This is a genomic window from Streptomyces silvae (assembly GCF_016745505.1).
GTDB lineage: Bacteria > Actinomycetota > Actinomycetes > Streptomycetales > Streptomycetaceae > Streptomyces > Streptomyces silvae.
The window spans coordinates 1-22,241 of sequence record NZ_JAERUC010000027.1 but is presented as its reverse complement, the minus strand read 5'-3'; the positions used below and the strand labels follow the sequence as shown (position 1 = coordinate 22,241).

Here is a 22,241-nt window from a genome sequence, read left to right as displayed (position 1 = left end):
GTTTCCGGAAATAGGCCCAGCCGCTGACGGTGTCGGGTCGTGATGCGTCTTCCCCGTCGACCGTCAGTCATGCAGGGGGAGTTGCACCACCAACAGCTTTCCGGCCATGGTCACCCCGCCGTCCATGGCGATGGCGAGCCCCTCGGCGTAGACGTGCGGACCGTCCACCACGGGCCGTGCCACGTCCTCACCCTCCTCGGAGCCGACCTCGCCGAGCAGGTACGGAATGGGGCTGTGACCGTGGACGACGCGCTGTCCGCCGTACGTCGCCATCAGGTCCCGGACGGCCTGGGCGCCGCCCTCGTCACGGAAGGCGAACCGCTTGGTGAGCTTGCGGAAGAGGTCCCAGCACTCGTCGGCGTCGTTCCGCGTCAGAATGGCGTGCACCGTGTCGTTGACGTCCTCGATGGTCGAGCCGTAGTCGAGGTAGGCGGTCGTGTCGGAGTGCATCAGCAGATGCCCGTCCTCCTCGACGACCGCGTCGAGCCGGGCCATCCACTGGAGATGGACGTCCTGGAGCCGCTCCATGTCCGTCTTCTGGCCGCCGTTGAGCAGCCAGGCGGCCTGGAAGGTCGCGGTTCCCGCACCGGAGTTCACCGGGGTGTCGCCGAACCTCTTGGCACCGAGCAGCAGCAGCTCGTGGTTGCCCATGAGCGCCTTGCAGTACCCGCCGGCGGCCGCGGCCTCGGCGGAGAGGCGCATGACGAGGTCGATGACGCCGATGCCGTCAGGACCGCGGTCGGTGAAGTCGCCGAGGAACCAGAGCCTGGCGTTGCCGGCCGCCCACCGGCCGTCGGCGTCGACGAGGCCCTGCTCGCGCAGGGCGGCCAGGAGCTCGTCCAGGTAGCCGTGGACGTCGCCGACGACGTACAGCGGGCCGCGGCCCGTCCCGGCGGCGGGCCGGGGCTCCGGTACGGCCTCCACCTGGACGGTGTCGCCGCGGTTGATCACGGGAAGATCGCGCTCGGTGGGGGTGTACCCCTCCGGCGGTTCGCCGCCCGGTGCGACGTTGCCGGGGTGCGGCAAGGGCGCGGGCATCGGCACCTGCGCATACGGCGGTACGCGGAAGTCACGCAACGTCGCTGTCCGCACCACGGGTTCCTGACCGGCCCCCTGAGTCATCGACCCCTCCACCACCGTCGCGCCTCCGTACACCTGACGGGCCCTGCCTGGTAGAGGTGGTCCGCGGTGTCGTGCGCCCATCATAGGAATGCGGATCGTGCTGTGTGACGCACCAGGGGTGGTGAATCCGTGCGAGCATCCGGTTCATCGGCCGTTTGGTCCGGATTAATCCGATCAGTCCCCGGCCGGTGATCGCGGAGCGCTGACCGTGGTGCGTGGCGGACGCCGTTGCGAGGACGTCCGGACGATGAGCTCCGTCGGTATCACCTGCTCCACCGGGCCGTCGTGTTCGACCCCTTCGATGGCGTCGATGAGGAGCTGGACGACCGCCGTGCCGATTCTGCGCGGCTTCAGCGAGAGCGTGGTGATGGGCGGCTCGGTGGACGCGTACACCGTGGACTCGCTGCAGCAGACCAGCAGGAGGTCCTCGGGGACCCGCAGGCCGTAGCGCCGGGCGGCGGCGAGCAGATCCGTGCCGTTGGGGTCGAAGAGCCCGTAGACGGCGTCGGGGCGGTCGGGACGGGCCAGGAGGCGGTCGGCCGCGACCGCGCCCGCACAGGGATCGTGGGCCGGGTAGGACTCGTAGACCGGATCCTGGCCGACCCGCTCGCACCAGTGGAGGTAGGCGGTGGTCGAGAGCCGTGTGTACGTGTCGGTGGTGGTGCCGGTGAGCAGCCCGATCCGGCGTGCTCCGGCGGCCGCGAGGTGGTCCAGGAGGTCGAGGACGGCCGCCCGGTGATCGTTGTCGACCCAGGCCGTGACCGGGAGCGTGCCGGCCGGGCGCCCGTCGGAGACGACGGGCAGACCCTGGCGCACGAGTTCGGTGACCACCGGGTCCTGGTCGGAGGGGTCGATGACGACCGTTCCGTCCAGCGCGACGTTGGACCACACGTCGTGCCGGGAGGTGGCCGGGAGGATCACGAGGGCGTAGCCACGGGCGAGCGCGGCCGAGGTGGCGGCTCTCGCCATCTCCGCGAAGTACGCGAACTCGGTGAAGGTGAAAGGTTCATCCCCGTACGTGGTCACGGTCAGGCCGATGAGCCCCGACTTGCCGGTACGGAGGGTTCGGGCCGCCGCGGACGGGCGGTAACCCAGCCGTTCGGCGACCTCGCGGACATGGCGGCGGGTGGCATCCGGGAGCCTGCCCTTGCCGTTGAGGGCGTCGGACACGGTCGTGATGGAGACCCCGGCCGCCGCGGCGACGTCCCGGATCCCCGCCCGTCCTGGCCGGCCCTTGCGGCGGGGCGTCTCTGTCCGGCTTACCTGGTGCTTCCCTGCTGCTGTCATGGCGAGCCGATAGTAGGGCTCTGACGCATGGTCAGGCCGGTCGCATATGCCTACGTTGACAGGCACGTTTCTGCATGATCATAAACTGTTAAATGCCTTGTGATGCAAGGGCGTTGAGCCTTCTGAGGATGATGTGTCATGCATGGGCGCGCAGGAACCTGCTGAATGGTCCATGTCTCGAAGAGGTCTCAACTCACCTGTTCGAGGGATGCGCGCCACGGAGTGAGCGACCGGCGCGCGGCGGAATGCGCGGCGCTCCCCCTCTCGGAGCCTCCCGGAGCCGTGCGCGGCGGGCGTTTCCCGTCGGGGCGGGCGATTTCGGGGGCCTGGCCGTTCGCACAGGTGCCCAATCCTCATAAGGTGAGCAGTATTGAACTGTACGGACGGTCGAGGAGGACCTGCGGTGAGCGAGACGAGCCCCAAGCTGCGCGCCGAGCTGGACGGCGTCCCTGCGTATGTGCCGGGCAAGCCGGCGTCCGCGGACGGACCGGTGGCCTTCAAGCTGTCCTCCAACGAGAACCCGTATCCCCCGCTGCCCGGTGTCATGGAGTCCGCGCTGGCCGCGGCCGCGAGCTTCAACAGGTACCCGGACATGGCCTGCACCGGCCTGATGAACGAGCTGGCGGAGCGGTTCGCCGTGCCGGTCTCCCACCTGGCCACCGGTACGGGCTCGGTCGGTGTCGCCCAGCAGCTGCTCCAGGCCACCTCGGGCCCGGGTGACGAGGTCATCTACGCCTGGCGCTCGTTCGAGGCGTACCCGATCATCACGCAGGTCAGCGGCGCCACGTCGGTCAAGGTCCCGCTGACCGCCGGCGAGGTGCACGACCTCGACGCCATGGCCGGGGCGGTGACCGACCGGACGCGGATGATCTTCGTCTGCAATCCCAACAACCCGACCGGCACGGTGGTGCGCCGGGCCGAGCTCGAGCGGTTCCTCGACCGCGTCCCGAGCGATGTCCTGGTCGTGCTCGACGAGGCGTACAAGGAGTTCATCCGGGACGCCGACGTGCCGGACGGCATCGAGATCTACCGTGAGCGGCCCAATGTCGCGGTGCTGCGGACCTTCTCCAAGGCGTACGGCCTCGCGGGTCTGCGGGTCGGTTTCGCGGTGGCGCACGAGCCCGTGGCGGCGGCGCTGCGCAAGACGGCCGTGCCGTTCGGGGTCAGCCAGGTCGCACAGGACGCCGCGGTCGCCTCGCTGCGCGCCGAGGACGAGCTGCTGGGCCGGGTCGGATCGCTGGTCGGCGAGCGGTCCCGGGTGTACGACGGGCTCGTGCGGCAGGGCTGGACCGTTCCGGAGTCCCAGGCGAACTTCGTCTGGCTGCGGCTCGGGGACCGTACGCTCGAATTCGCCGGGGTCTGCGAGCGGGCGGGTGTGGTCGTCCGGCCGTTCGCCGGCGAGGGGGTGCGGGTCACGATCGGGGAGTCCGAGGCCAATGATGTGTTCCTGAAGGTGGCGGAGTCCTTCCGCCAGGAGCTGTAGCGGCGCGGCTGCTCCCGGACCTCCGGCGGCCCCGGACCTCGACGACCGAGGTCCGGGGCCGCCGTGTGTCCCGCGCGGCGGGCTCGCCGCCCGGGGCCGCTGTGTGTTCCGCGCGGCGGGCTCGCCGCGACCTGCTCGGCCACCGCGTTTTCCGTGCTCCGTGGGCTGCCGGCCGTGCCCGGTGACCTGTCCGTTTTCGGGTGGCTCCGGCCGGGTCGGCCGGAAAGCACCCCCCACTCGATGGCCTCGAAGACATGTGCGCCATAATTGCTTGTGAATGTGAACGCGTTCACAAGCGCATCCCGTTTCCTCCCGTGATCGGGTGGTTCGACGGGCGGCCCGTGGGTGTGATCGCGGCGACGTAAGGAGAAGAGTCGTGGACCTGGCTCTGGCACCAGAGACCCTGGCGCGCTGGCAGTTCGGCATCACCACCGTCTACCACTTCCTGTTCGTCCCCCTGACGATCTCGCTTGCCGCGCTCACCGCCGGCCTGCAGACCGCCTGGGTGCGCACGGACAACGAGAAGTACCTCAGGGCCACCAAGTTCTGGGGCAAGCTTTTCCTGATCAACATCGCCATGGGTGTGGTCACCGGCATCGTCCAGGAGTTCCAGTTCGGCATGAACTGGTCCGACTACTCGCGGTTCGTCGGTGACGTCTTCGGCGCCCCGCTCGCCTTCGAGGCGCTGATCGCGTTCTTCTTCGAGTCCACCTTCATCGGCCTGTGGATCTTCGGCTGGGACAAGCTGCCGAAGAAGATCCACCTCGCCTGCATCTGGATGGTGTCCATCGGCACCATCCTCTCGACGTTCTTCATCCTGGCCGCCAACTCCTGGATGCAGCACCCGGTCGGCTACCGGATCAACGAGGAACGCGGCCGTGCCGAGCTGACCGACTTCTGGCACGTGCTCACGCAGAACACCGCGCTCGCCCAGTTCTTTCACACGATCACCGCGGCCTTCCTCGTGGGCGGCGCCTTCATGGTCGGTATCGCCGCCTTCCACCTGGCGCGCAAGAAGCACATCCGGGTGATGCGGACCTCACTGCGGCTCGGACTGGTCACCGTGGTGATCGCCGGTCTGCTGACCGCCGTCAGCGGTGACGTCCTCGGCAAGGTGATGTTCAAGCAGCAGCCCATGAAGATGGCGGCGGCCGAGGCCCTGTGGGAGGGCGAGGACGGAGCGCCCTTCTCGCTCTTCGCGGTCGGCGACGTCGCCAAGGGGCACAACACCGTGGAGATCTCGATCCCCGGCGTGCTGTCCTTCCTCGCGGACGACACCTTCACCTCGTACATCCCCGGCATCAACGACATCAACAAGGCGGAGCAGGAGAAGTACGGCCCGGGCGACTACCGGCCCAACATCCCGGTCGCGTTCTGGAGCTTCCGCTGGATGATCGGCTTCGGCATGGCCTCCTTCGGCCTCGGCATCCTGGGGCTCTGGCTGACCCGGAGAAAGTTCATGCTCCCGGAGTCGATGCGCACCGGCGAGGACGACGTACCGAACCTGGTGCTCTTCAAGAACAAGGCCCTGAGCCCGAAGCTGGCCAAGCTCTACTGGATCACCGCGCTCTGGACCATGCTCTTCCCCCTGATCGCCAACTCCTGGGGCTGGATCTTCACCGAGATGGGGCGACAGCCCTGGGTGGTGTACGGCGTCTTCCAGACCCGCGACGCGGTATCCCCGGGGGTCTCGCAGGGGGAGGTCCTCACCTCCATGATCGGCTTCACGGCGCTCTACGCGGTGCTCGCCGTCATCGAGGTCAAGCTCCTCCTGAAGTACGTCAAGGCCGGGCCGCCCGAGCTCACCGAGGCCGACCTCAACCCGCCCACCCGGATCGGCGGTCACGACCAGGACGCCGACCGGCCGATGGCCTTCTCCTACTGAGATCAAGCGGAGCTGAGAGATGGAACTCCACGACGTCTGGTTCGTGCTCATCGCCGTCCTGTGGACCGGCTACTTCTTCCTGGAGGGATTCGACTTCGGTATCGGGGTCCTCACCAAGCTGCTGGCCCGCGACCGCAAGGAGCGCCGGGTCCTGATCAACACGATCGGGCCGGTCTGGGACGGGAACGAGGTGTGGCTGCTCAGTGCGGGCGGCGCGACCTTCGCGGCCTTCCCGGAGTGGTACGCCACCTTGTTCTCCGGGTTCTACCTGCCCCTGCTGCTCATCCTGATCTGCCTGATCGTGCGCGGGGTGGCCTTCGAGTACCGGGCGAAGCGGCCCGAGGAGCGGTGGCAGACCAACTGGGAGCACGCGATCTTCTGGACCTCGCTGATCCCGGCCGTCCTCTGGGGCGTGGCCTTCGGGAACATCGTCCGCGGCGTGAAGATCGACGCCGACATGGAGTACGTCGGCAACCTCTGGGACCTGCTGAACCCGTACGCCATTCTGGGCGGGCTGGTCACGCTGTTCCTCTTCACCTTCCACGGCTCGGTGTTCGCCGCGCTGAAGACCGTCGGGGACATCAGGGCGCGTGCCCGGTGGCTGGCCCTCAAGCTCGGTCTGGCCACCGCCGTGCTCGCACTGGGCTTCCTGGCCTGGACCCAGGCGGACAACGGCAACGGCTGGAGCCTGGCGGCGATGATCACGGCCGTGGTGTCGCTGGTCGTGGCCATCGGTGCCATCGCCGCCGGACGCGAGGGCTGGTCGTTCGCGTTCTCCGGGGTGACCATCACGGCGGCCGTCGCCATGCTCTTCCTGACGCTCTTCCCGAACGTGATGCCGTCCTCGCTGAACGACGCCTGGAACCTGACGGTCTCCAACGCCTCGTCCAGCCCGTACACCCTCAAGATCATGACCTGGTGCGCCGGGATCGTGACCCCCGTGGTGCTGCTCTACCAGGGCTGGACGTACTGGGTGTTCCGTAAGCGCATCGGTACGCACCACATCGCCGACGCGCACTGAACGAGCGAATGACATGAGTTCACTGGGGAGCTGTTTCACGTGAAACCGATCGACCCGCGCCTGCTCCGGTACGCCAGGGCCACCCGGTTCTTCCTTGCGGCCGTGGTGGCGCTGGGCCTGGTCGGGGCGGGCCTGGTCATCGCCCAGGCCATGCTCGTCGCCGAAGTGGTGGTGGGCGGGTTCGAGGACGGCCTGACCGTTTCCGGGCTCCGCACACCGCTGCTCCTGCTCGCCGCTGTCGCGCTGGGACGGGCGCTCGTGGCGTGGCTGACCGAACTGGCCGCGTACCGGGCGAGTTCCGCGGTCAAGTCCGAGCTGCGTGGCCAGCTCATGGAACGGGCCTCGGACCTGGGGCCGGACTGGCTGAGCGGGCAGCGCACCGGTTCGCTGATCGCTCTGGCCACCCGGGGCGTCGACGCCCTCGACGACTACTTCTCGCGCTATCTCCCGCAGCTCGGCCTCGCGGTCGTCGTACCGGTGGCGGTGCTGGCCCGGATCGTCACCGAGGACTGGGTCTCGGCGGCGATCATCGTGGTGACGCTGCCGCTGATCCCGCTCTTCATGATCCTGATCGGCTGGGCCACCCAGTCCCGGATGGACCGTCAGTGGAAGCTGCTGTCCCGCCTCTCCGGGCACTTCCTGGACGTGGTCGCCGGACTGCCGACGCTGAAGGTCTTCGGGCGGGCCAAGGCGCAGGCGGAGTCGATCCGCGCCATCACCTCGCAGTACCGCCGGGCCACGCTGAAGACGCTCCGGATCGCCTTCCTCTCCTCCTTCGCCCTGGAACTGCTGGCGACCCTCTCGGTGGCCCTGGTCGCGGTGACGATCGGGATGCGGCTCGTCCACGGCGAGCTCGATCTCTACACCGGCCTGGTGGTTCTCATCCTGGCGCCGGAGGCCTATCTGCCGATCCGCCAGGTCGGCGCGCAGTACCACGCGGCCGCGGAAGGACTCTCGGCCGCGGAGGAGATCTTCGCGGTGCTGGAGACCGAGCCTCCGGCCGGCGGATCCCAGGACGTACCGCCGTCCCTCCGGCTGGAGCTGGACGGGGTGACGGTCCGGCACGAGGGCAGGACCGAGCCTTCGCTGGACGCTGCCTCGCTCGTGGTCGAGCAGGGGGAGACCGTCGCCCTGGTCGGCCCCAGCGGGATCGGCAAGTCCACGCTCCTCGGTGTGGTGCTGGGGTTCACCGCGCCCGACGAGGGGCGGGTCAGGGTCGGCGGGGCGGATCTGTCCTCCCTCTCCCCCGAACGCTGGCGTGAGCAGATCGCCTGGGTGCCCCAGCGCCCCCATCTCTTCGCCGGGACGATCGCGGAGAACGTGCGCCTGGCCCGCCCGGACGCGGACGACGCGGCGGTCATGGCAGCGCTGCGCGAGGCAGGCGCGTACGACTTCGTGGCCGCGCTGCCGGACGGCACGGGTACGGAGCTGGGTGAGGACGGCGCCGGACTCTCCGCCGGGCAGCGTCAGCGGCTGGCGCTGGCGCGTGCCTTCCTCGCCGACCGGCCTCTGCTGCTGCTCGACGAGCCGACGGCGAGCCTGGACGGCGAGACGGAGGCGGGCATCGTCGACGCGGTCCGGAGGCTGGCGGCGGGGCGCACGGTGCTGCTGGTCGTGCACCGGCCGGCGCTGCTCACGGTCGCCGACCGGGTGGTGACGCTGGAACCCGCACCGACCGGGCGGCAGGGTGCGGACGACGGGGCGGCCCAGGGCACGCCGGTGGGGACCGAGTCCGGTGCTCGGGACGATGACGGGCGTCCGCCCGTGGGGGAGCCCGTGCTGTCCCCCGTGCTCTTCAGGGACACGGCCCCCAGGGCCGGGGGCCGGGTGCTGGCCCGGGTGCGGGAGGCCGCGGGGTCCCAGCACGGGAAGCTCGGCCTGGCACTGCTGCTGGGCAGCCTCGCCGTGGGGTCGTCGGTCGGCCTGATGGCCGTCTCCGGCTGGCTGATCTCGCGCGCCTCCGAGCAGCCCCCGATCCTGTATCTGATGGTCGCGGTCACCGCGACCCGGGCCTTCGGCATGGGCCGGGCCGTCTTCCGCTACGCCGAGCGGCTGGTGTCCCACGACGCCGTGCTCAGGATGCTCGCCGATCTCAGGGTGGCGGTCTACCGCGGCCTGGAGCGGATCGCGCCCGCCGGTCTCCGGAACGCACGGCGCGGCGACCTGCTGTCCCGGCTGGTCTCCGACGTGGACGCCTTGCAGGACTACTGGCTGCGCTGGCTGCTGCCTGCCGCGACCGCGCTCCTGGTCGGGACCGGGGCTGCCGCCTTCACCGGCTGGTTGCTGCCGGAGGCGGGCGCGGTCCTGGCCGCGGGGCTGCTCCTCGCGGGGGTGGGCGTGCCGTGGCTGAGCGGGGTCTGCGCACGTCGGGCCGAGCGCCGGCTGGCACCCGCCCGGGCCGCCCTGGCCGTACGTGTCGCCGATCTGCTCGGCGGGACCGCCGAGCTGGCCGTCGCGGGTGCACTGCCGGCCCGCAAGGAGGAGGTGCGTGCGGCGGACGGCGTCCTGACGCGGATCGCCTCGCGCGCGGCGACCGCGACCGCGCTGGGCGGCGGGCTGACCGCCCTGGTCTGCGGGCTGACCGTCGTGGGCGCTGCGATCGTGGCACTGCCCGCCGTGGCGGACGGGAGGCTGGCCGGGGTCGAACTCGCCGTGGTCGTCCTCACGCCCCTGGCGGCGTTCGAGGCCGTGACGGGACTCCCGCTCGCGGTGCAGTACCGCCAACGGGTCCGGCGGAGCGCGGAGCGGGTCTACGAGGTGCTGGACGCCCCGGTACCGGTCGTGGAGCCGGTGGAGCCCGCCGAGGCGCCCGCGTCGCCCTTCCCGCTCGACGTACGAGGGCTGTCGGCCCGGTACGAGGGCGCGGACCGCGATGCTCTGCACTCCGTCGACCTGACGCTCCACCCCGGGAAGCGGGTCGCCGTCGTCGGCCCGTCCGGTTCGGGAAAGACCACGCTCGCCCAGGTCCTGCTCTGCTTCCTGGACGCCCGGGAGGGGACGTACGGTCTCGGCGGTGTCGAAGCGGCGTCGCTGGACGGCGACACGGTCCGGACCTTCGTGGGACTGTGCGCCCAGGACGCCCACGTCTTCGACAGCTCCATCCGCGAGAACCTGCGGCTCGCCCGCACGGACGCGACGGACGGACAGCTGCGGGACGCCCTGGCCGCCGCCCGGCTGCTGGACTGGGCCGAGGCGCTGCCCGACGGTCTCGACACGCTGGTGGGTGAACACGGGGCGCGGCTGTCGGGCGGCCAGCGACAGCGGCTGGCGCTGGCCCGCGCGCTGCTCGCCGACTTCCCCGTACTCGTGCTCGACGAGCCCGCGGAACACCTGGACCTGGCGACGGCGGACGCGCTGACCGAGGATCTGCTGGCCGCCACCCAGGGACGTACGACCGTGCTGATCACCCATCGGCTGGCGGGGATCGAGGCGGTCGACGAGGTCCTGGTACTGGACGGGGGCCGGGTGGTGCAGCAGGGGCCGTACGCCGCCCTGGCCACGGAGGACGGGCCGCTGCGCAGGATGCTCGCACGCGAACAGGAGCCGGTGGGCTCGGAGCCGGAGCGGATGCGGCGGGTGGAGGCGGTGGCGGCAGGGGCCTGAGCGCGGCGAGGCGGCACCGATCCCGACTTTCCGGACCATTCCGTACTTACTACGCTCAGGTCATGGCAGAGCAGGAGCCGAAGGACCCGGAAAGCTCTCCCGGCGACGCGCAGCAGCGCAACGGGCCCCTGCGGGGGCTCTCGGCGGAGCTGACCGCACGGGTTCCGCAGCTGCTGGAGGCGACCAGGTCCGTCGGCACGGGGCTCGGACTGCACTCCACCCTGGAGCGCATCTGCGAGACCGCGGCCGAACTCGCCCACGCCCGCTACGCGGCCATCGGCGTCGTCGAGCGGCCCGGTGAGAGCCTCTGCGACTTCATCACCCATGGAGTGCCCGACGACGTCGCCCGGGCCATCGGCCGGCCGCCCGACGGGCACACGGGTCTGCTGGGCGCGCTGATCGAGGACGGTGTGCCCATCAGCCTGGAGGATCTGGCGGCGGATCCCCGCTTCGCCGGATTCCCGGCCGCCCACCCGAAGATGCGCACGTTCCTGGGGGTCCCGATCCGGGTCCAGGGCAAGATCTTCGGCAACCTCTATGTGGCGGAGAAGCGCGGCGGGGATGCGTTCGGCGACGACGAACTGCACATGCTGCGCGTGCTGGCCACGGAGGCGGGGATCGCCATCGGTCACGCGCGGACGTACGACGCCGCGCGACAGCGCGAACAGTGGATCGACGGATCGGTGGCCGTCACCACCGCCCTGCTCTCCGCCGGGGACGCCGACGAGGCGCTCGGCGTCGTCGCCGAGCAGGCGCGCCGCCTCGCCGACGCGGCCGCCGGGATCGTGCTGCTGCCGGCCGCCGAGGGAGGTCTGGAGATCGTCGCCATCGCAGGGGACAAGCCGTCCGCGTCGCTCGGGGTGATCATCCCGCCGCAGAGCCCCGTGGTGGCGGCGCTCCTGAGGGGTGAGGAGGTCTTTCTGGAGGACTCCGCGACCGACCCCCGCATGCTGACCAGGCTGGCCGACCGGTTCGGCCCGCACATGCTGCTCCCCCTGCGCAGCGGCGGCCGGGTGCTCGGGGCGCTGTCCATCCCGCGGGTCCGGGGCGGCCGGCCGTTCACACGGGCGGAGCGGACGCTGGCCACCCACTTCGCCGCGCAGGCCGCCCTGGCGCTGAAGCTGGCCGAGGCCCAGCGCGACCGGGAGAGGCTCGCCGTCTACGAGGACCGCGACCGTATCGCCCGGGACCTCCACGACCTCGTCATCCAGCGGCTCTTCGCCACGGGGATCATGCTGGAGGGCGCTCAGCGGCGCTCCCCGGTCCCTGCCGTCCAGGCCGGGATCGGGCGGGCCGTGGACGAACTGGACGTGACCATCCAGGAGATCCGTACGGCCATCTTCGCGCTCCAGCAGGAACCGGCCGAGGCGCCGTCGGGCCTGCGGACCCGGGTGATGCGGGAGATCAACATGGCCGCGGTGCCCCTGGGGTTCATGCCCTCGCACCGGTTCCTGGGCCCCGTCGACTCGCTGGTGGGGGAGCTCGCGGGCAAGAACCTCATCGCGGCCCTGCGTGAGGCCCTGTCCAACACGTTCCGTCACGCGAGGGCCTCGCGCGTCGAGGTGACGGTGGACGCGACCGCCGTGCTGCCGGACGGGCGTGACGCGGTACGGCTGACGGTCGCGGACGACGGGGTGGGGATCCCGGACGGCGGCAGGCGCAGCGGCCTGCGCAACCTGGCGCGGCGCGCGGAGTCGCTGGGCGGTGCGAGCTGGTTCGGGCCGGGGGCCGGTGAGGGGGACAGCGGCACGACGGTGACCTGGCAGGTCCCGCTCTGACGTACGTTCCGGCGAGGATCCGGCTCTCGGTCCGGCTCAGCGTGCTGCGAGGATCCGCTCTCGGTCCGGCTCAGCGTGCTGCGAGGATCCGCTCGATGACGACCGCGACGCCGTCCTCGTCGTTGGTGAGGGTCACACCGGACGCGGCGGCGACGGCGGCCGGGTGGGCGTTGCCCATGGCGAACGAGGCGCCGGCCCAGCTCAGCATCTCCACATCGTTGGGCATGTCCCCGAACGCGACCACCTCGCCCGCGGCGATGCCGCGTTCCGCACAGCAGGCGGCGAGCGTACGGGCCTTGGAGACGCCGAGCCCGCTGATCTCCAGCAGCGCGGTGGGGCTGGACCGGGTGAACGACGCCCGGTCCCCCGCCAGCTCGCGCGCCAGTGTGAGGAAGGCGTCCGGGGCCAGTTCGGGGTGGTGGGCGAGGACCTTCAGGACCGGCGTGCCGGTGCCCGGGACCTCCTCGTGGAGCAGCTTCTCCGCGATGGCGACCGTGGCGCCCGGGTCCATGTGGAACGGGGGGTAGGCCGGTTCGTAGTGGATGCCGGTGGCGAGCTCGACGGCGAACGACACCCCTGGGGCGGACTCACGCAGGATGTCGACCACGGCCAGGGCGATCCCCCGGTCCAGCGGGTGGACGTCGATCAGCGTCCCGTCGTGGAGATCGACGACCGCGGCCCCGTTCGCGCAGATCGCCATGCCGTGGCCCTGCACATGGGGGCTGACGACCTCCATCCAGCGGGCGGGCCTCCCGGTGACGAAGAAGACCTCGATCCCCGCCTCCTCGGCGGCTGCCAGGGCGGCGGTCGTACGGTCGGACAGGGTCTTGTCGTCCCGTAGGAGGGTGCCGTCCAGATCGGTGGCGATCAGCCGGGTCACGGCAGGCAGAGGCGAGTCGGTAGCTGAGGTCACCCGCCCATTCTCCCGTACGGAGTCGCACGGGCGTGCAGAGGGGCGCACATCTGAGAGCGCGAGTCCGTGAGCTGCGGAACATGACTCCGGCATATGCCATCGGCTCGCAAAGGGTGATCTCCCAGGCCGGAGGGCCGGAGCCCCCTTCCCTCCGGCTCTGCGGCGGGGCCGAGCGGTCAGCCGAGCTGTGCCAGAGCCTCGGTGGCGATCCGCTCGAACAGCTCGGTCTCCATGGCGAAGTCGGAGTCCGGCACCGGCCAGTGGACGACGATCTCGGTGAATCCGAGGTCGAAGTGCGTGCCCGCGAAGTCCACGAACGCGTCGAGGGACCTCAGCGGCCGGCCCGGGGTGAAGCCGGTCAGCAGGATCTTGTCCAGCTCCGAGACGTCCCGGCCGGTCTCCCCGCAGGCCGCACCGAGCCGGCTGATCTGCCCGCGCACGGCTGCGACGGACTGCTCGGGGGTGCCGGTCTCGTACAGCTTCGGATCACCGGTGGTCACCCACGCCTGGCCGTACCGTGCCGCGAGCCTCAGCCCGCGCGGGCCGGTGGCGGCGACCGCGAAGGGCAGCCGGGGGCGCTGCACGCAGCCGGGAATGTTCCGGGCCTCGTTCGCGGCGTAGAAACGGCCCTCCTGCGTGACGGAGGGCTCCCGGAGCAGCCGGTCGAGCAGGGGGACGAACTCGTCGAAGTGGTCGGCGCGTTCACGCGGTGTCCACGGCTCCTCGTCGCTCCCGCGCAGCGTGGTCGCGTCGAAGCCGTTGCCACCGGCGCCGATGCCGAGGGTGATCCGGCCGTCGGAGACGTCGTCGAGGGTGATGAGGTCCTTGGCGAGGGTCACCGGATGCCGGAAGTTGGGGGAGGTGACGAGCGTGCCCAGGCGCAGCCGCTCGGTGGCCGCGGCGGCCGCCGTCAGGGTCGGGACGGCGCCGAACCACGGGCCGTCGCGGAAGGTCCGCCAGGACAGGTGGTCGTAGGTGTACGCCGCGTGGAATCCCAGCTCCTCGGCGCGTACCCAGAGGGAGCGCCCGCCGTCGTTCCAGCGGCGGATGGGCAGGATCACGGTGCTCAGTCGACGGGAGGAGGTCATGGCCACGACTCTACGGCGATGGCTACGGGGCTCCGTAGGACGCCGTTGGCGGGGCGACCGCGGAGGAGCTTCAGGGGGCGGGGCCGCCGTGCGTGGCGCCTCACTCCCGCAGGCGCAGGAAGGCCGGCGGTACGGCGTCCGTGAGCCACACCCCGTTCGCGCTGACGTGGAAGAGGTGGCCGGCCCGGTGCATCGCTCCCGCGTCCACGGCGAGGACGACCGGGGTGCCGCGCCGCGCGCCGACACGGACCGCGGTCTCACGGTCGGGCGAGAGGTGGACATGGTGGCGGTCCATGGGCCGGAGCCCTTCGGCGCGGATGGCGTCGAGCACCCGCGCAACCGTGCCGTGGTAGAGGTACGCCGGTGGCTCGGCCGGTGGCAGGCCGAGATCGACGGTGACGGAGTGGCCCTGATTCGCGCGGATGCGATCGCCGTCCAGAGTGAACCGCTGCTTGTCGTTGACCGTGACGACGTGGTCGAGGTCGTCGCGGGTGAGGGTGAAACCGTGCCGGGTGCAGGCCCGCAGCAGTTCGTCGACGGCCACCCAGCCGTGCTCGTCGAGGCTGATTCCGATCCGGTCCGGCTCATGCCGCAGATGCTTCGACAGGTACTTGGACACCGTGACGGTGCGTCGTTCGTCCATCCCGTCAGAGTGCCTTCGCCCTTCCACCCGACGCACCTCGATTTCACCCGGCGTTCGCTGCGTCCATTGGTGTGAACAGGTTTGATCCACAGCCAACTCGGGTTATCCACAGGCAGTTTGGCGTTTCTGTGGACAAGTGCTGTCCCTTATAAGGCATTTGCTCAACTTGTCTGAGTTTGCTTGGGTTTTACATCCACAGGGCATGTCAAGGCTTGTCAATCGAGCGCGAATCCAACAGACATGGGCAACTGCCCTGTCACTTAGCGCATGTTGGGGTAACCAGCTGCCACACCAACGGCGTTGCAACTCCGGCGGTCCGAACTCGCCCCACCCGTCACAGCGGTGGCTTCACCCGCGCGAGACCCCTAAGGAGCCGAGGACTGACCAATGACAGCAGCCGGGCCCCACGTGCTTCCGGTGTCACCGGCACCACGGCCTTGTTGTGCACCACCGCGCCGAGAATCGCCCGAGCCACCTTCTCCGCAGGGTAGTTGCGCAGGGAGTAGAGCCGCGCCGTCCGCTTCCGGAGGCGGGATTCCTCCGCCTCGTCGACCCCGGCGAAGTGCGCGGAGCCGGTGATGCCGGTGTTGACGACTCCCGGGCAGATGGCGCTGACCCCGATCGACTTCTCGGCCAGTTCGGCGCGGAGGCATTCGCTGAGCATCAGCACCGCCGCCTTGGAGGTGCTGTACGCGGGCAGCACACGTGAGGGCTGATAAGCCGCCGCCGAGGCGACGTTGACGATGTGGCCGCCCTGCCCGCGCTCGGCCATCTGCCTGCCGAAGATCCGGCAGCCGTGGATGACACCCCAGAGATTCACGTCGAGGACCTTCTTCCAGTCCTCGCTCGTGGTGTCGAGAAAAGCACCGGAGAGTCCGATGCCCGCATTGTTCACCAGGACGTCCACGACGCCGTGTTCGGCTGCGACCTTCTCCCCGAGCTTCTCCATCGCCTGCTCGTCCCCGACATCCACCACCTCTCCCCACGCGGCCGGCGCTCCGGCGCGCAGGGCGGCCTCCGCCGTCCGGGCAACGCCCTCGGCGTCCCGGTCCACGGCGATCACCCGTGCTCCGGCCTCGGCGAAGGCGAGCGCTGTCGCGCGCCCGATGCCCGAGGCGGCGCCTGTCACCAGGACCAACTGCCCTCCGAAACGGTCCGCATGGGCGCCCGACGCCGCCGACGGCACTGCGGAGCCGAGCGCACCAGCCGAGCCGACGGACCCGTTCGCGCCGCCGGACTCCAAGCCGCCGGGCTCCACGCTTCCGGACTGCACCCTGTCGGCGAACTCGCCGATCCAGGAGGCCAGCTGGTCCGGCCTGGTGCGCGGGACCCAGTGCTTCGCGGGCAGCGTGCGACGCACCAACCGGGGTGCCCAGGTGTCCAGTTCGTCGTAGAGGGACGGCGAGAGGAAGGCGTCACCGGTCGGCGTGATCAGCTGCACCGGCACATGCGCGTACGCATCCGGACGCGGCCGGCGCAGGCGGGAGCGGATGTTGTCGCGGTAGAGCCAGGCCCCGTGGGACGCGTCCCGGGGGAGCGACGCCGTCGGATAGCCGTCCGCGGGAACCTTCTCCATCCGCTGCAGAATCCGCGGCCACTGCCTGCCGAGCGCCCCGCGCCAGGCCATCTCGGGCAGGGCCGGAGTGTGGAGCGCGTACACGTACCAGGACTTGGCGCCCTGGCCGAGCAACTGCCCCACCCCACGCGGGTCCGGGTGGGACATCCGCCGCTTGATCCAGTGCCCGAAGTGGTCGAGGGAAGGGCCGGACATCGACGTGAACGAGGCGATACGGCCCTGGGTCCGCTCCACCGTCGCGAACTCCCAGGACTGGACCGAACCCCAGTCGTGGCCGACCACATGGACGGGCCGGTCCGGGCTCACGGCATCCGCGACGGCCAGGAAGTCATCGGTCAGCTTCTCCAGCGTGAAGCCTCCGCGCAGCGGCTTGGGCGCCGTCGACCTGCCGTGGCCCCGGACGTCGTAGAGGACCACGTGCCACCGCTCGGCCAGCCGCCCCGCGACCTCGGACCAGACCTCCTTGCTGTCCGGATAGCCGTGCACCAGCACGATCGTCGGCTGTGCTGGATCGCCCAGCTCGGCGACACACAGCTCGATACCGCCCGTACGAACCCAGCGCTCACGCGCGTCTCGCAGCTCCACGCCGCCTCCTCGTCCAGTGCCGGCGTTGCGGTACGCGTCCGTAACGTGACACCGCTGAATGTGGCAACCGACGTACGACCGCGTCAAGGGGTGCCCCGGACCTGTGGACAACTGCGTGTGGACAAACCTGGTGCACAAACCTGTGCGGACAAACCTGCGGGAGAACCGTGTGCGGACAAACGTGTGCGGACAACCGTGTGTGGACGACCCCCTTCGGGAGGGGCCCCTACGGGTCCGTACGCCTGGAGGCTGACGCGGATACAGCCGTCAGGTCTGACGACTCCTGTGGCGCGCGCCACTACCGTCGATGACGTGACTGTGATCGCAACCGAAAGCCTGAGCAAGCGGTTCCCGAGGGTGACCGCGCTTGACCGGCTCTCCTTGGACATCGGACCGGGCGTGACCGGTCTGGTGGGTTCCAACGGAGCCGGCAAGTCCACACTGATCAAGATCCTGCTGGGTCTGTCCCCCGCCACCGAAGGCCGGGCCGCGGTGCTCGGGCTCGACGTGGCGACCGAGGGCGCCGCCATCCGGGAGCGGGTCGGGTACATGCCCGAGCACGACTGCCTGCCCCCGGACGTCTCGGCGACCGAGTTCGTGGTCCACATGGCGCGGATGTCCGGGCTGCCGCCCACCGCGGCGCGCGAGCGCACCGCGGACACCCTGCGCCACGTCGGGCTGTACGAGGAGCGCTACCGCCCCATCGGCGGCTACTCGACCGGTATGAAGCAGCGGGTGAAGCTGGCCCAGGCCCTGGTCCACGACCCGAAACTGGTCCTTCTCGACGAGCCGACCAACGGCCTGGACCCCGTCGGCCGGGACGAGATGCTCGGCCTGATCCGCCGTGTCCACACCGACTTCGGCATCTCGGTGCTGGTCACCTCGCACCTCCTCGGAGAGCTGGAGCGGACCTGTGACCACGTCGTCGTCATCGACGGCGGCGCGCTGCTGCGGTCCAGCTCCACCAGCGACTTCACGCAGATCACCACGACGCTGGCCGTCGAGGTGACCGACAGCGACACCCACCCCGACGGCACGGACGCCCTGCGCCGCGCCCTCACCGGAGCCGGGGTCAAGCTCGTCGGGCACGACGGCCTCGACGCCGCGGGGCTGCCGGGCGCCGGCCACATCCTTCTGGTGGAGGCGACGGGCGAGGAGACGTACGACGTCGTCCGTGACAGCGTCGCCGGCCTCGGGCTGGGGCTCATCCGGATGGAACAGCGGCGCCACCACATCGCCGAGGTCTTCCGTACCGAAGAGGCACCCCGGGCGGCCGTCGCCGCGACCGCGGGCGCCGGACAGCAGAAGGGGAGCGGTCGCGATGAGCACTGAGACCGGGACCGTGGCCGGGAACGACACCTCCCGGATCCACAACATCGGATACCGCTCCTACGACGGCGTCCGGCTGGGCCGGGCCTACGCCCGCAGGTCGCTGTACTCGCAGACCCTGCGGGGCTCGTTCGGACTCGGCAGGTCCGCCAAGTCCAAGGTGCTGCCGATGCTGCTCTGCGGGGTGATGTGCCTGGTGTCGCTCATCCTCGTCGCGGTCGCCATCGCCACACCCGGCATGACGAAACTCCCCATCAAGTACACGGACTTCGCGATCTACCTGCAGGCCGTGATCGGGCTCTTCATCGCCTCCCAGGCGCCGCAGGCCGTGTCGAGGGACCTCCGCTTCAAGAGCGTGCCGCTGTACTTCTCGCGGCCGATCGAACGCGTCGACTACGTCCTCGCCAAGTTCGCGGCGATGACGTCGGCCCTGCTGATCCTGACCGGGCTTCCCCTGGTCATCCTCTTCGTGGGTGCGCTGCTGGCCAAGTTCGACTTCGCCGATCAGGCCAAGGGCTTCGGACAGGGGATGGTCTCGGTGGCGCTGCTCTCCGTGCTGTTCGCCGGGCTCGGACTGGTGGTCGCCGCGCTGACACCGCGCAGGGGCTTCGGTGTCGCCGCCGTGATCGCCGTGCTGACCATCACCTACGGCGCGGTCTCCACGGTCCAGGCCATCGCCTGGCAGACGGATTCGGCCGGTGCCATCACCTGGCTGGGACTGTTCTCGCCGATCACGCTGATCGACGGGGTGCAGACCGCGTTCCTCGGCGCCACCTCCGCCTTCCCCGGCGGTGACGGGCCCGGAGCCGCCGCCGGCGTGGTCTATCTGCTCGTTGTTCTCGCGCTCGTCGCCGGCTCGTACGCCGTACTGATGCGCCGCTACCGGAGGGTCGGGCTGTGACCACCATCGAGATCGACCACACCTCCCGCTGGTTCGGCAATGTGGTCGCCGTCAACGACGTCAGCATGACCGTGGGCCCCGGAGTCACCGGACTGCTCGGGCCCAACGGTGCCGGGAAGTCCACGCTGATCAACATGATGGCCGGGTTCCTCGCGCCGTCGACCGGCACGGTGACGCTCGACGGCACACAGATCTGGCGCAACGAGTCGGTCTACAAGGCGATCGGGATCGTGCCGGAGCGGGAGGGGATGTACGACTTCCTGACCGGCCGCGAGTTCGTCGTCGCCAACGCCGAGCTGCACGGACTGGGCGACGCGGCCGCGCACAAGGCGCTGGCCACGGTCGAGATGGAGTACGCGCAGGACCGCAAGATCTCGACGTACAGCAAGGGCATGCGCCAGCGCGTGAAGATGGCGTCCGCGCTGGTCCACGACCCGTCGGTGCTGCTCCTGGACGAGCCCTTCAACGGCATGGACCCGCGCCAGCGGATGCAGCTCATGGAGCTGCTGCGCCGGATGGGGGCGGAGGGCCGTACCGTGCTCTTCTCCTCCCACATCCTCGAAGAGGTCGAGCAGCTGGCCTCGCACATCGAGGTCATCGTGGCCGGCCGTCACGCCGCGTCGGGCGACTTCCGGAAGATCCGCCGACTGATGACGGACCGGCCGCACCGCTATCTCGTCCGGTCCAGCGACGACCGCGCGCTCGCCGCCGCGCTCATCGCCGATCCGTCGACGGCGGGGATCGAGGTCGACACCACCGAGGGAGCCCTGCTGATCCAGGCCGTCGACTTCGGACGGTTCACCGTGCTGCTGCCGAAGGTCGCGCGCGAACACGGCATCCGGCTGCTCACCGTCTCCCCGTCCGACGAGTCCCTCGAATCGGTCTTTTCCTATCTCGTAGCGGCCTGAGTAGTGGCCTGAAAGGAGCTGTGAAGCGTCATGTACGACCCCACAGTCGCCCGGCTCACCTACCGGGCCCTGCTCGGCCGGCGCCGGGCCGCCATCCTGTTCGTCCTGCCGGTCTTCCTGGTGGCCATCGCCGTGGCGGTACGGGCGTTCGCCGGAGCCGATGACGGTGTCGCCTCCGGCGTGCTGGGCGGTTTCGCCATCGCCACGATGGTCCCGCTCATCGGTGTCATCGCGGGCACCGGCGCCATCGGCCCGGAGATCGACGACGGCTCGATCGTCTACCTGCTCGCCAAGCCGGTGAAGCGGCCCACGATCATCTTCACCAAGCTCATCGTCGCCGTCGCCGTGACGATGCTGTTCTCGGCGCTGCCCACGTTCGTCGCGGGTCTGATCCTCAACGGCAACGGCGGACAGATCGCCGTGGCCTACACGATCGCCGCACTGGTCGCCTCGATCGCGTACAGCGCGCTCTTCCTGCTGCTCGGCACGGTCAGCCGGCACGCGGTCGTCTTCGGCCTGGTGTACGCGCTGGTGTGGGAGGCGCTCTTCGGCAGCCTGGTGCCGGGGGCCAGGACGCTCAGCGTGCAGCAGTGGTCCCTCTCGGTCGCCGAGAAGGTCGCCGGGGAGGGCGCGGTCACCTCGGACGTCGGCCTGCCCCTCGCGACCGTCCTGCTGATCGGCGTGACGGTCGTGGCCACCTGGTACGCGGGCCAGAAGCTGCGGGCGCTGAAGCTCGCCGGCGAGGAGTGAGACCGGCCCCGCCGCACCCCCCCCCGCAACCCCCGCCCCTCGGGCGGGGGTTGTTCCGTGCTCAGGGTGGGCGGGTCGCGTGACTGTACGTTTTTCGGCTCGTTGTACAGGGTGCGTGGAGGCAACTGGAATCTGTGGCGTCGAGCTTTCGTGAATTCGGGGAATGCCGGCAGGGGTGAGGCGAGCGCCCGCCCGACCGGTCATCGAGTGAGTGGCAACCGTGAGCGACCTCCGCCCTCGCAGCCCGGGGACAGGGCTGTCCTTGCCATTCCCACGCACGAGAGGCACACCCATGCCCACGGAAGTCGCCCTGCTCGAATCCCAAGCCCTCCGGGTCGAGCAGATGGGGCGCGTCGAAGTCCTCGACAAGGTCAAGAGCCTTGTCATGCTCCCGGACGGAATTCACCTTCGCACAGAGGAGGTGGCCCGGTACTTCGAAGTATCCACAGAGGTCATCAAGAAGCTGACCCAGCGCCATCGCGCCGAGGTGGAGGAGAACGGTCTCAGGCTGGTGCGCGGCGCTGAGCTGCGCGCCTTCCATAGGGACATGATGTCCCTATGGAAGGGTGAGGGGCCGGAAAGTTATCCACAGGCGCCCACTCAGCTCACGCTCTACACCCGTAGGACCGTGCTCAACGTCGCCATGCTTCTTCGCGACAGCGACATCGCGCGCAGCGTCCGCACGCACCTGCTCGACGCGGAGGAGGAGCTCAGGGCCTCCTATGTCTCGCTCGACCGGCGCGTCACCCGCATCGAGGGCTGCCTCGCCGATGTGGGAAGCGCGCTCCAGGAGCTCGGCCCCGTGCTCGGCCGGATGTCGCAGCGGCTCGACTCCCTCGACCGGAAGCTCGATGTGACGTACCAGGTCGTCGGTGCGATCAGCCTCCGGCTCACCGATGTCTCGCAGGACGTCATCCGGCTCGATGCCCGCATGGATGACCTCGCGCACCGGCTGAGGGATCTGGGCCGCCGCAGGAGCGGCTGACGTACGGCCGGGGGCAACCGGATAAATGGGTGGTCCCCGGACGGCGGTCTCGGGCACAGTGAGGGGGACGCCGCCGGAAGGGCGCCGTTCGTACAGACCGGGAGAGGAGCGCGGCGATGACCAGGAGTCCGAGTCCGTCGTGTTCCCGACAGGGTGGTCCGCAGCCGGCACCGCGGTAGCTTCATCAGCTGCCCGCGCAGTCGCCGCGGCAGGACCCCCGGGTGGCCCTCCGCGCGTCCCGCGCGCCGGCCACCTCCCGGAGGATTGGCCGAGTGGTAAGGCAGCGGCTTGCTAAGCCGTCGTCGGGGCGCGAGCCCCGCGCGCGTTCGATCCGCGCATCCTCCGCCGAAGCCGAAGCCGAAGCCGAAGCCGAAGCCGAAGCCG

The 22,241-nt window shown here is 70.2% G+C and carries 16 protein-coding genes and 1 tRNA gene; 11 read left to right on the top strand and 6 right to left on the bottom strand.

Annotation, left to right across the window (positions count from 1 at the left end):
* Window positions 1–63: 63 nt before the first annotated feature.
* Complete coding sequence (locus JKV81_RS04140) at window positions 64–1,122, bottom strand: metallophosphoesterase (protein ID WP_202074937.1); 1,059 nt, start codon at window positions 1,120–1,122, stop codon at window positions 64–66.
* A 174-nt stretch (window positions 1,123–1,296) separates the two neighbouring features.
* Window positions 1,297–2,409: a LacI family DNA-binding transcriptional regulator gene (locus JKV81_RS04135; protein ID WP_202074936.1), complete on the bottom strand. Its 1,113-nt coding sequence runs from the start codon at window positions 2,407–2,409 to the stop codon at window positions 1,297–1,299.
* Between the two features lie 403 nt (window positions 2,410–2,812).
* Between JKV81_RS04135 and hisC the strand changes: the two genes are divergently transcribed.
* The 5 genes from hisC to JKV81_RS04110 all read left to right on the top strand — a co-directional run bounded on the left by hisC (window position 2,813) and on the right by JKV81_RS04110 (window position 12,179).
* The gene (gene hisC, locus JKV81_RS04130; protein WP_202074935.1) at window positions 2,813–3,892 is read left to right on the top strand and encodes a histidinol-phosphate transaminase; all 1,080 of its coding nucleotides are present in this window, start codon (window positions 2,813–2,815) and stop codon (window positions 3,890–3,892) included.
* Between the two features lie 376 nt (window positions 3,893–4,268).
* Window positions 4,269–5,777, top strand: coding sequence for a cytochrome ubiquinol oxidase subunit I (locus JKV81_RS04125; protein ID WP_129264625.1), 1,509 nt, complete (start codon window positions 4,269–4,271; stop codon window positions 5,775–5,777).
* A gap of 19 nt (window positions 5,778–5,796) precedes the next feature.
* Window positions 5,797–6,798: a cytochrome d ubiquinol oxidase subunit II gene (cydB, locus tag JKV81_RS04120; RefSeq protein WP_202074934.1), complete on the top strand. Its 1,002-nt coding sequence runs from the start codon at window positions 5,797–5,799 to the stop codon at window positions 6,796–6,798.
* Window positions 6,799–6,837: 39 nt separating this feature from the next.
* Window positions 6,838–10,401, top strand: coding sequence for a thiol reductant ABC exporter subunit CydD (gene cydD / locus JKV81_RS04115; RefSeq protein ID WP_202074933.1), 3,564 nt, complete (start codon window positions 6,838–6,840; stop codon window positions 10,399–10,401).
* 62 nt (window positions 10,402–10,463) lie between these two features.
* Window positions 10,464–12,179, top strand: coding sequence for a sensor histidine kinase (locus JKV81_RS04110; protein ID WP_202074932.1), 1,716 nt, complete (start codon window positions 10,464–10,466; stop codon window positions 12,177–12,179).
* 70 nt (window positions 12,180–12,249) lie between these two features.
* Here JKV81_RS04110 and JKV81_RS04105 read toward each other — a convergent pair whose 3' ends face one another.
* The 4 genes from JKV81_RS04105 to JKV81_RS04090 all read right to left on the bottom strand — a co-directional run bounded on the left by JKV81_RS04105 (window position 12,250) and on the right by JKV81_RS04090 (window position 16,984).
* Entirely contained in the window at window positions 12,250–13,092 is an 843-nt protein-coding gene (locus tag JKV81_RS04105; protein ID WP_129264629.1) for a Cof-type HAD-IIB family hydrolase, read from the bottom strand.
* Between the two features lie 176 nt (window positions 13,093–13,268).
* Entirely contained in the window at window positions 13,269–14,180 is a 912-nt protein-coding gene (locus tag JKV81_RS04100) for an LLM class flavin-dependent oxidoreductase (protein ID WP_202074931.1), read from the bottom strand.
* Between the two features lie 100 nt (window positions 14,181–14,280).
* Window positions 14,281–14,823 carry an RNA 2'-phosphotransferase gene (locus JKV81_RS04095; protein WP_202074930.1) on the bottom strand — a complete coding sequence of 181 codons (543 nt, stop codon included), beginning with the start codon at window positions 14,821–14,823 and terminating at the stop codon, window positions 14,281–14,283.
* Between the two features lie 334 nt (window positions 14,824–15,157).
* Window positions 15,158–16,984, bottom strand: a complete 1,827-nt coding sequence (locus JKV81_RS04090) for an SDR family oxidoreductase (RefSeq protein ID WP_202074929.1) — start codon at window positions 16,982–16,984, stop codon at window positions 15,158–15,160.
* Between the two features lie 318 nt (window positions 16,985–17,302).
* Between JKV81_RS04090 and JKV81_RS04085 the strand changes: the two genes are divergently transcribed.
* The 6 genes from JKV81_RS04085 (at window position 17,303) to JKV81_RS04060 (ending at window position 22,202) form a co-directional block, all read left to right on the top strand.
* Window positions 17,303–18,316, top strand: coding sequence for an ABC transporter ATP-binding protein (locus tag JKV81_RS04085; protein ID WP_202074955.1), 1,014 nt, complete (start codon window positions 17,303–17,305; stop codon window positions 18,314–18,316).
* A complete protein-coding gene (locus tag JKV81_RS04080) occupies window positions 18,306–19,214 on the top strand; it encodes an ABC transporter permease (RefSeq protein WP_124277931.1) in 909 nt (302 codons plus the stop codon). Before JKV81_RS04085 ends, JKV81_RS04080 begins: the two co-directional genes overlap by 11 nt.
* Window positions 19,211–20,122, top strand: a complete 912-nt coding sequence (locus tag JKV81_RS04075) for an ABC transporter ATP-binding protein (protein WP_124277932.1) — start codon at window positions 19,211–19,213, stop codon at window positions 20,120–20,122. The genes JKV81_RS04080 and JKV81_RS04075 overlap by 4 nt, the downstream gene beginning before the upstream one ends.
* Before the next feature lie 30 nt (window positions 20,123–20,152).
* Complete coding sequence (locus tag JKV81_RS04070; protein WP_202074928.1) at window positions 20,153–20,872, top strand: ABC transporter permease; 720 nt, start codon at window positions 20,153–20,155, stop codon at window positions 20,870–20,872.
* A gap of 292 nt (window positions 20,873–21,164) precedes the next feature.
* Window positions 21,165–21,857, top strand: coding sequence for a hypothetical protein (locus tag JKV81_RS04065; RefSeq protein ID WP_099173216.1), 693 nt, complete (start codon window positions 21,165–21,167; stop codon window positions 21,855–21,857).
* 258 nt (window positions 21,858–22,115) lie between these two features.
* Window positions 22,116–22,202 (top strand) — tRNA-Ser (locus JKV81_RS04060).
* Window positions 22,203–22,241 lie beyond the last annotated feature (39 nt).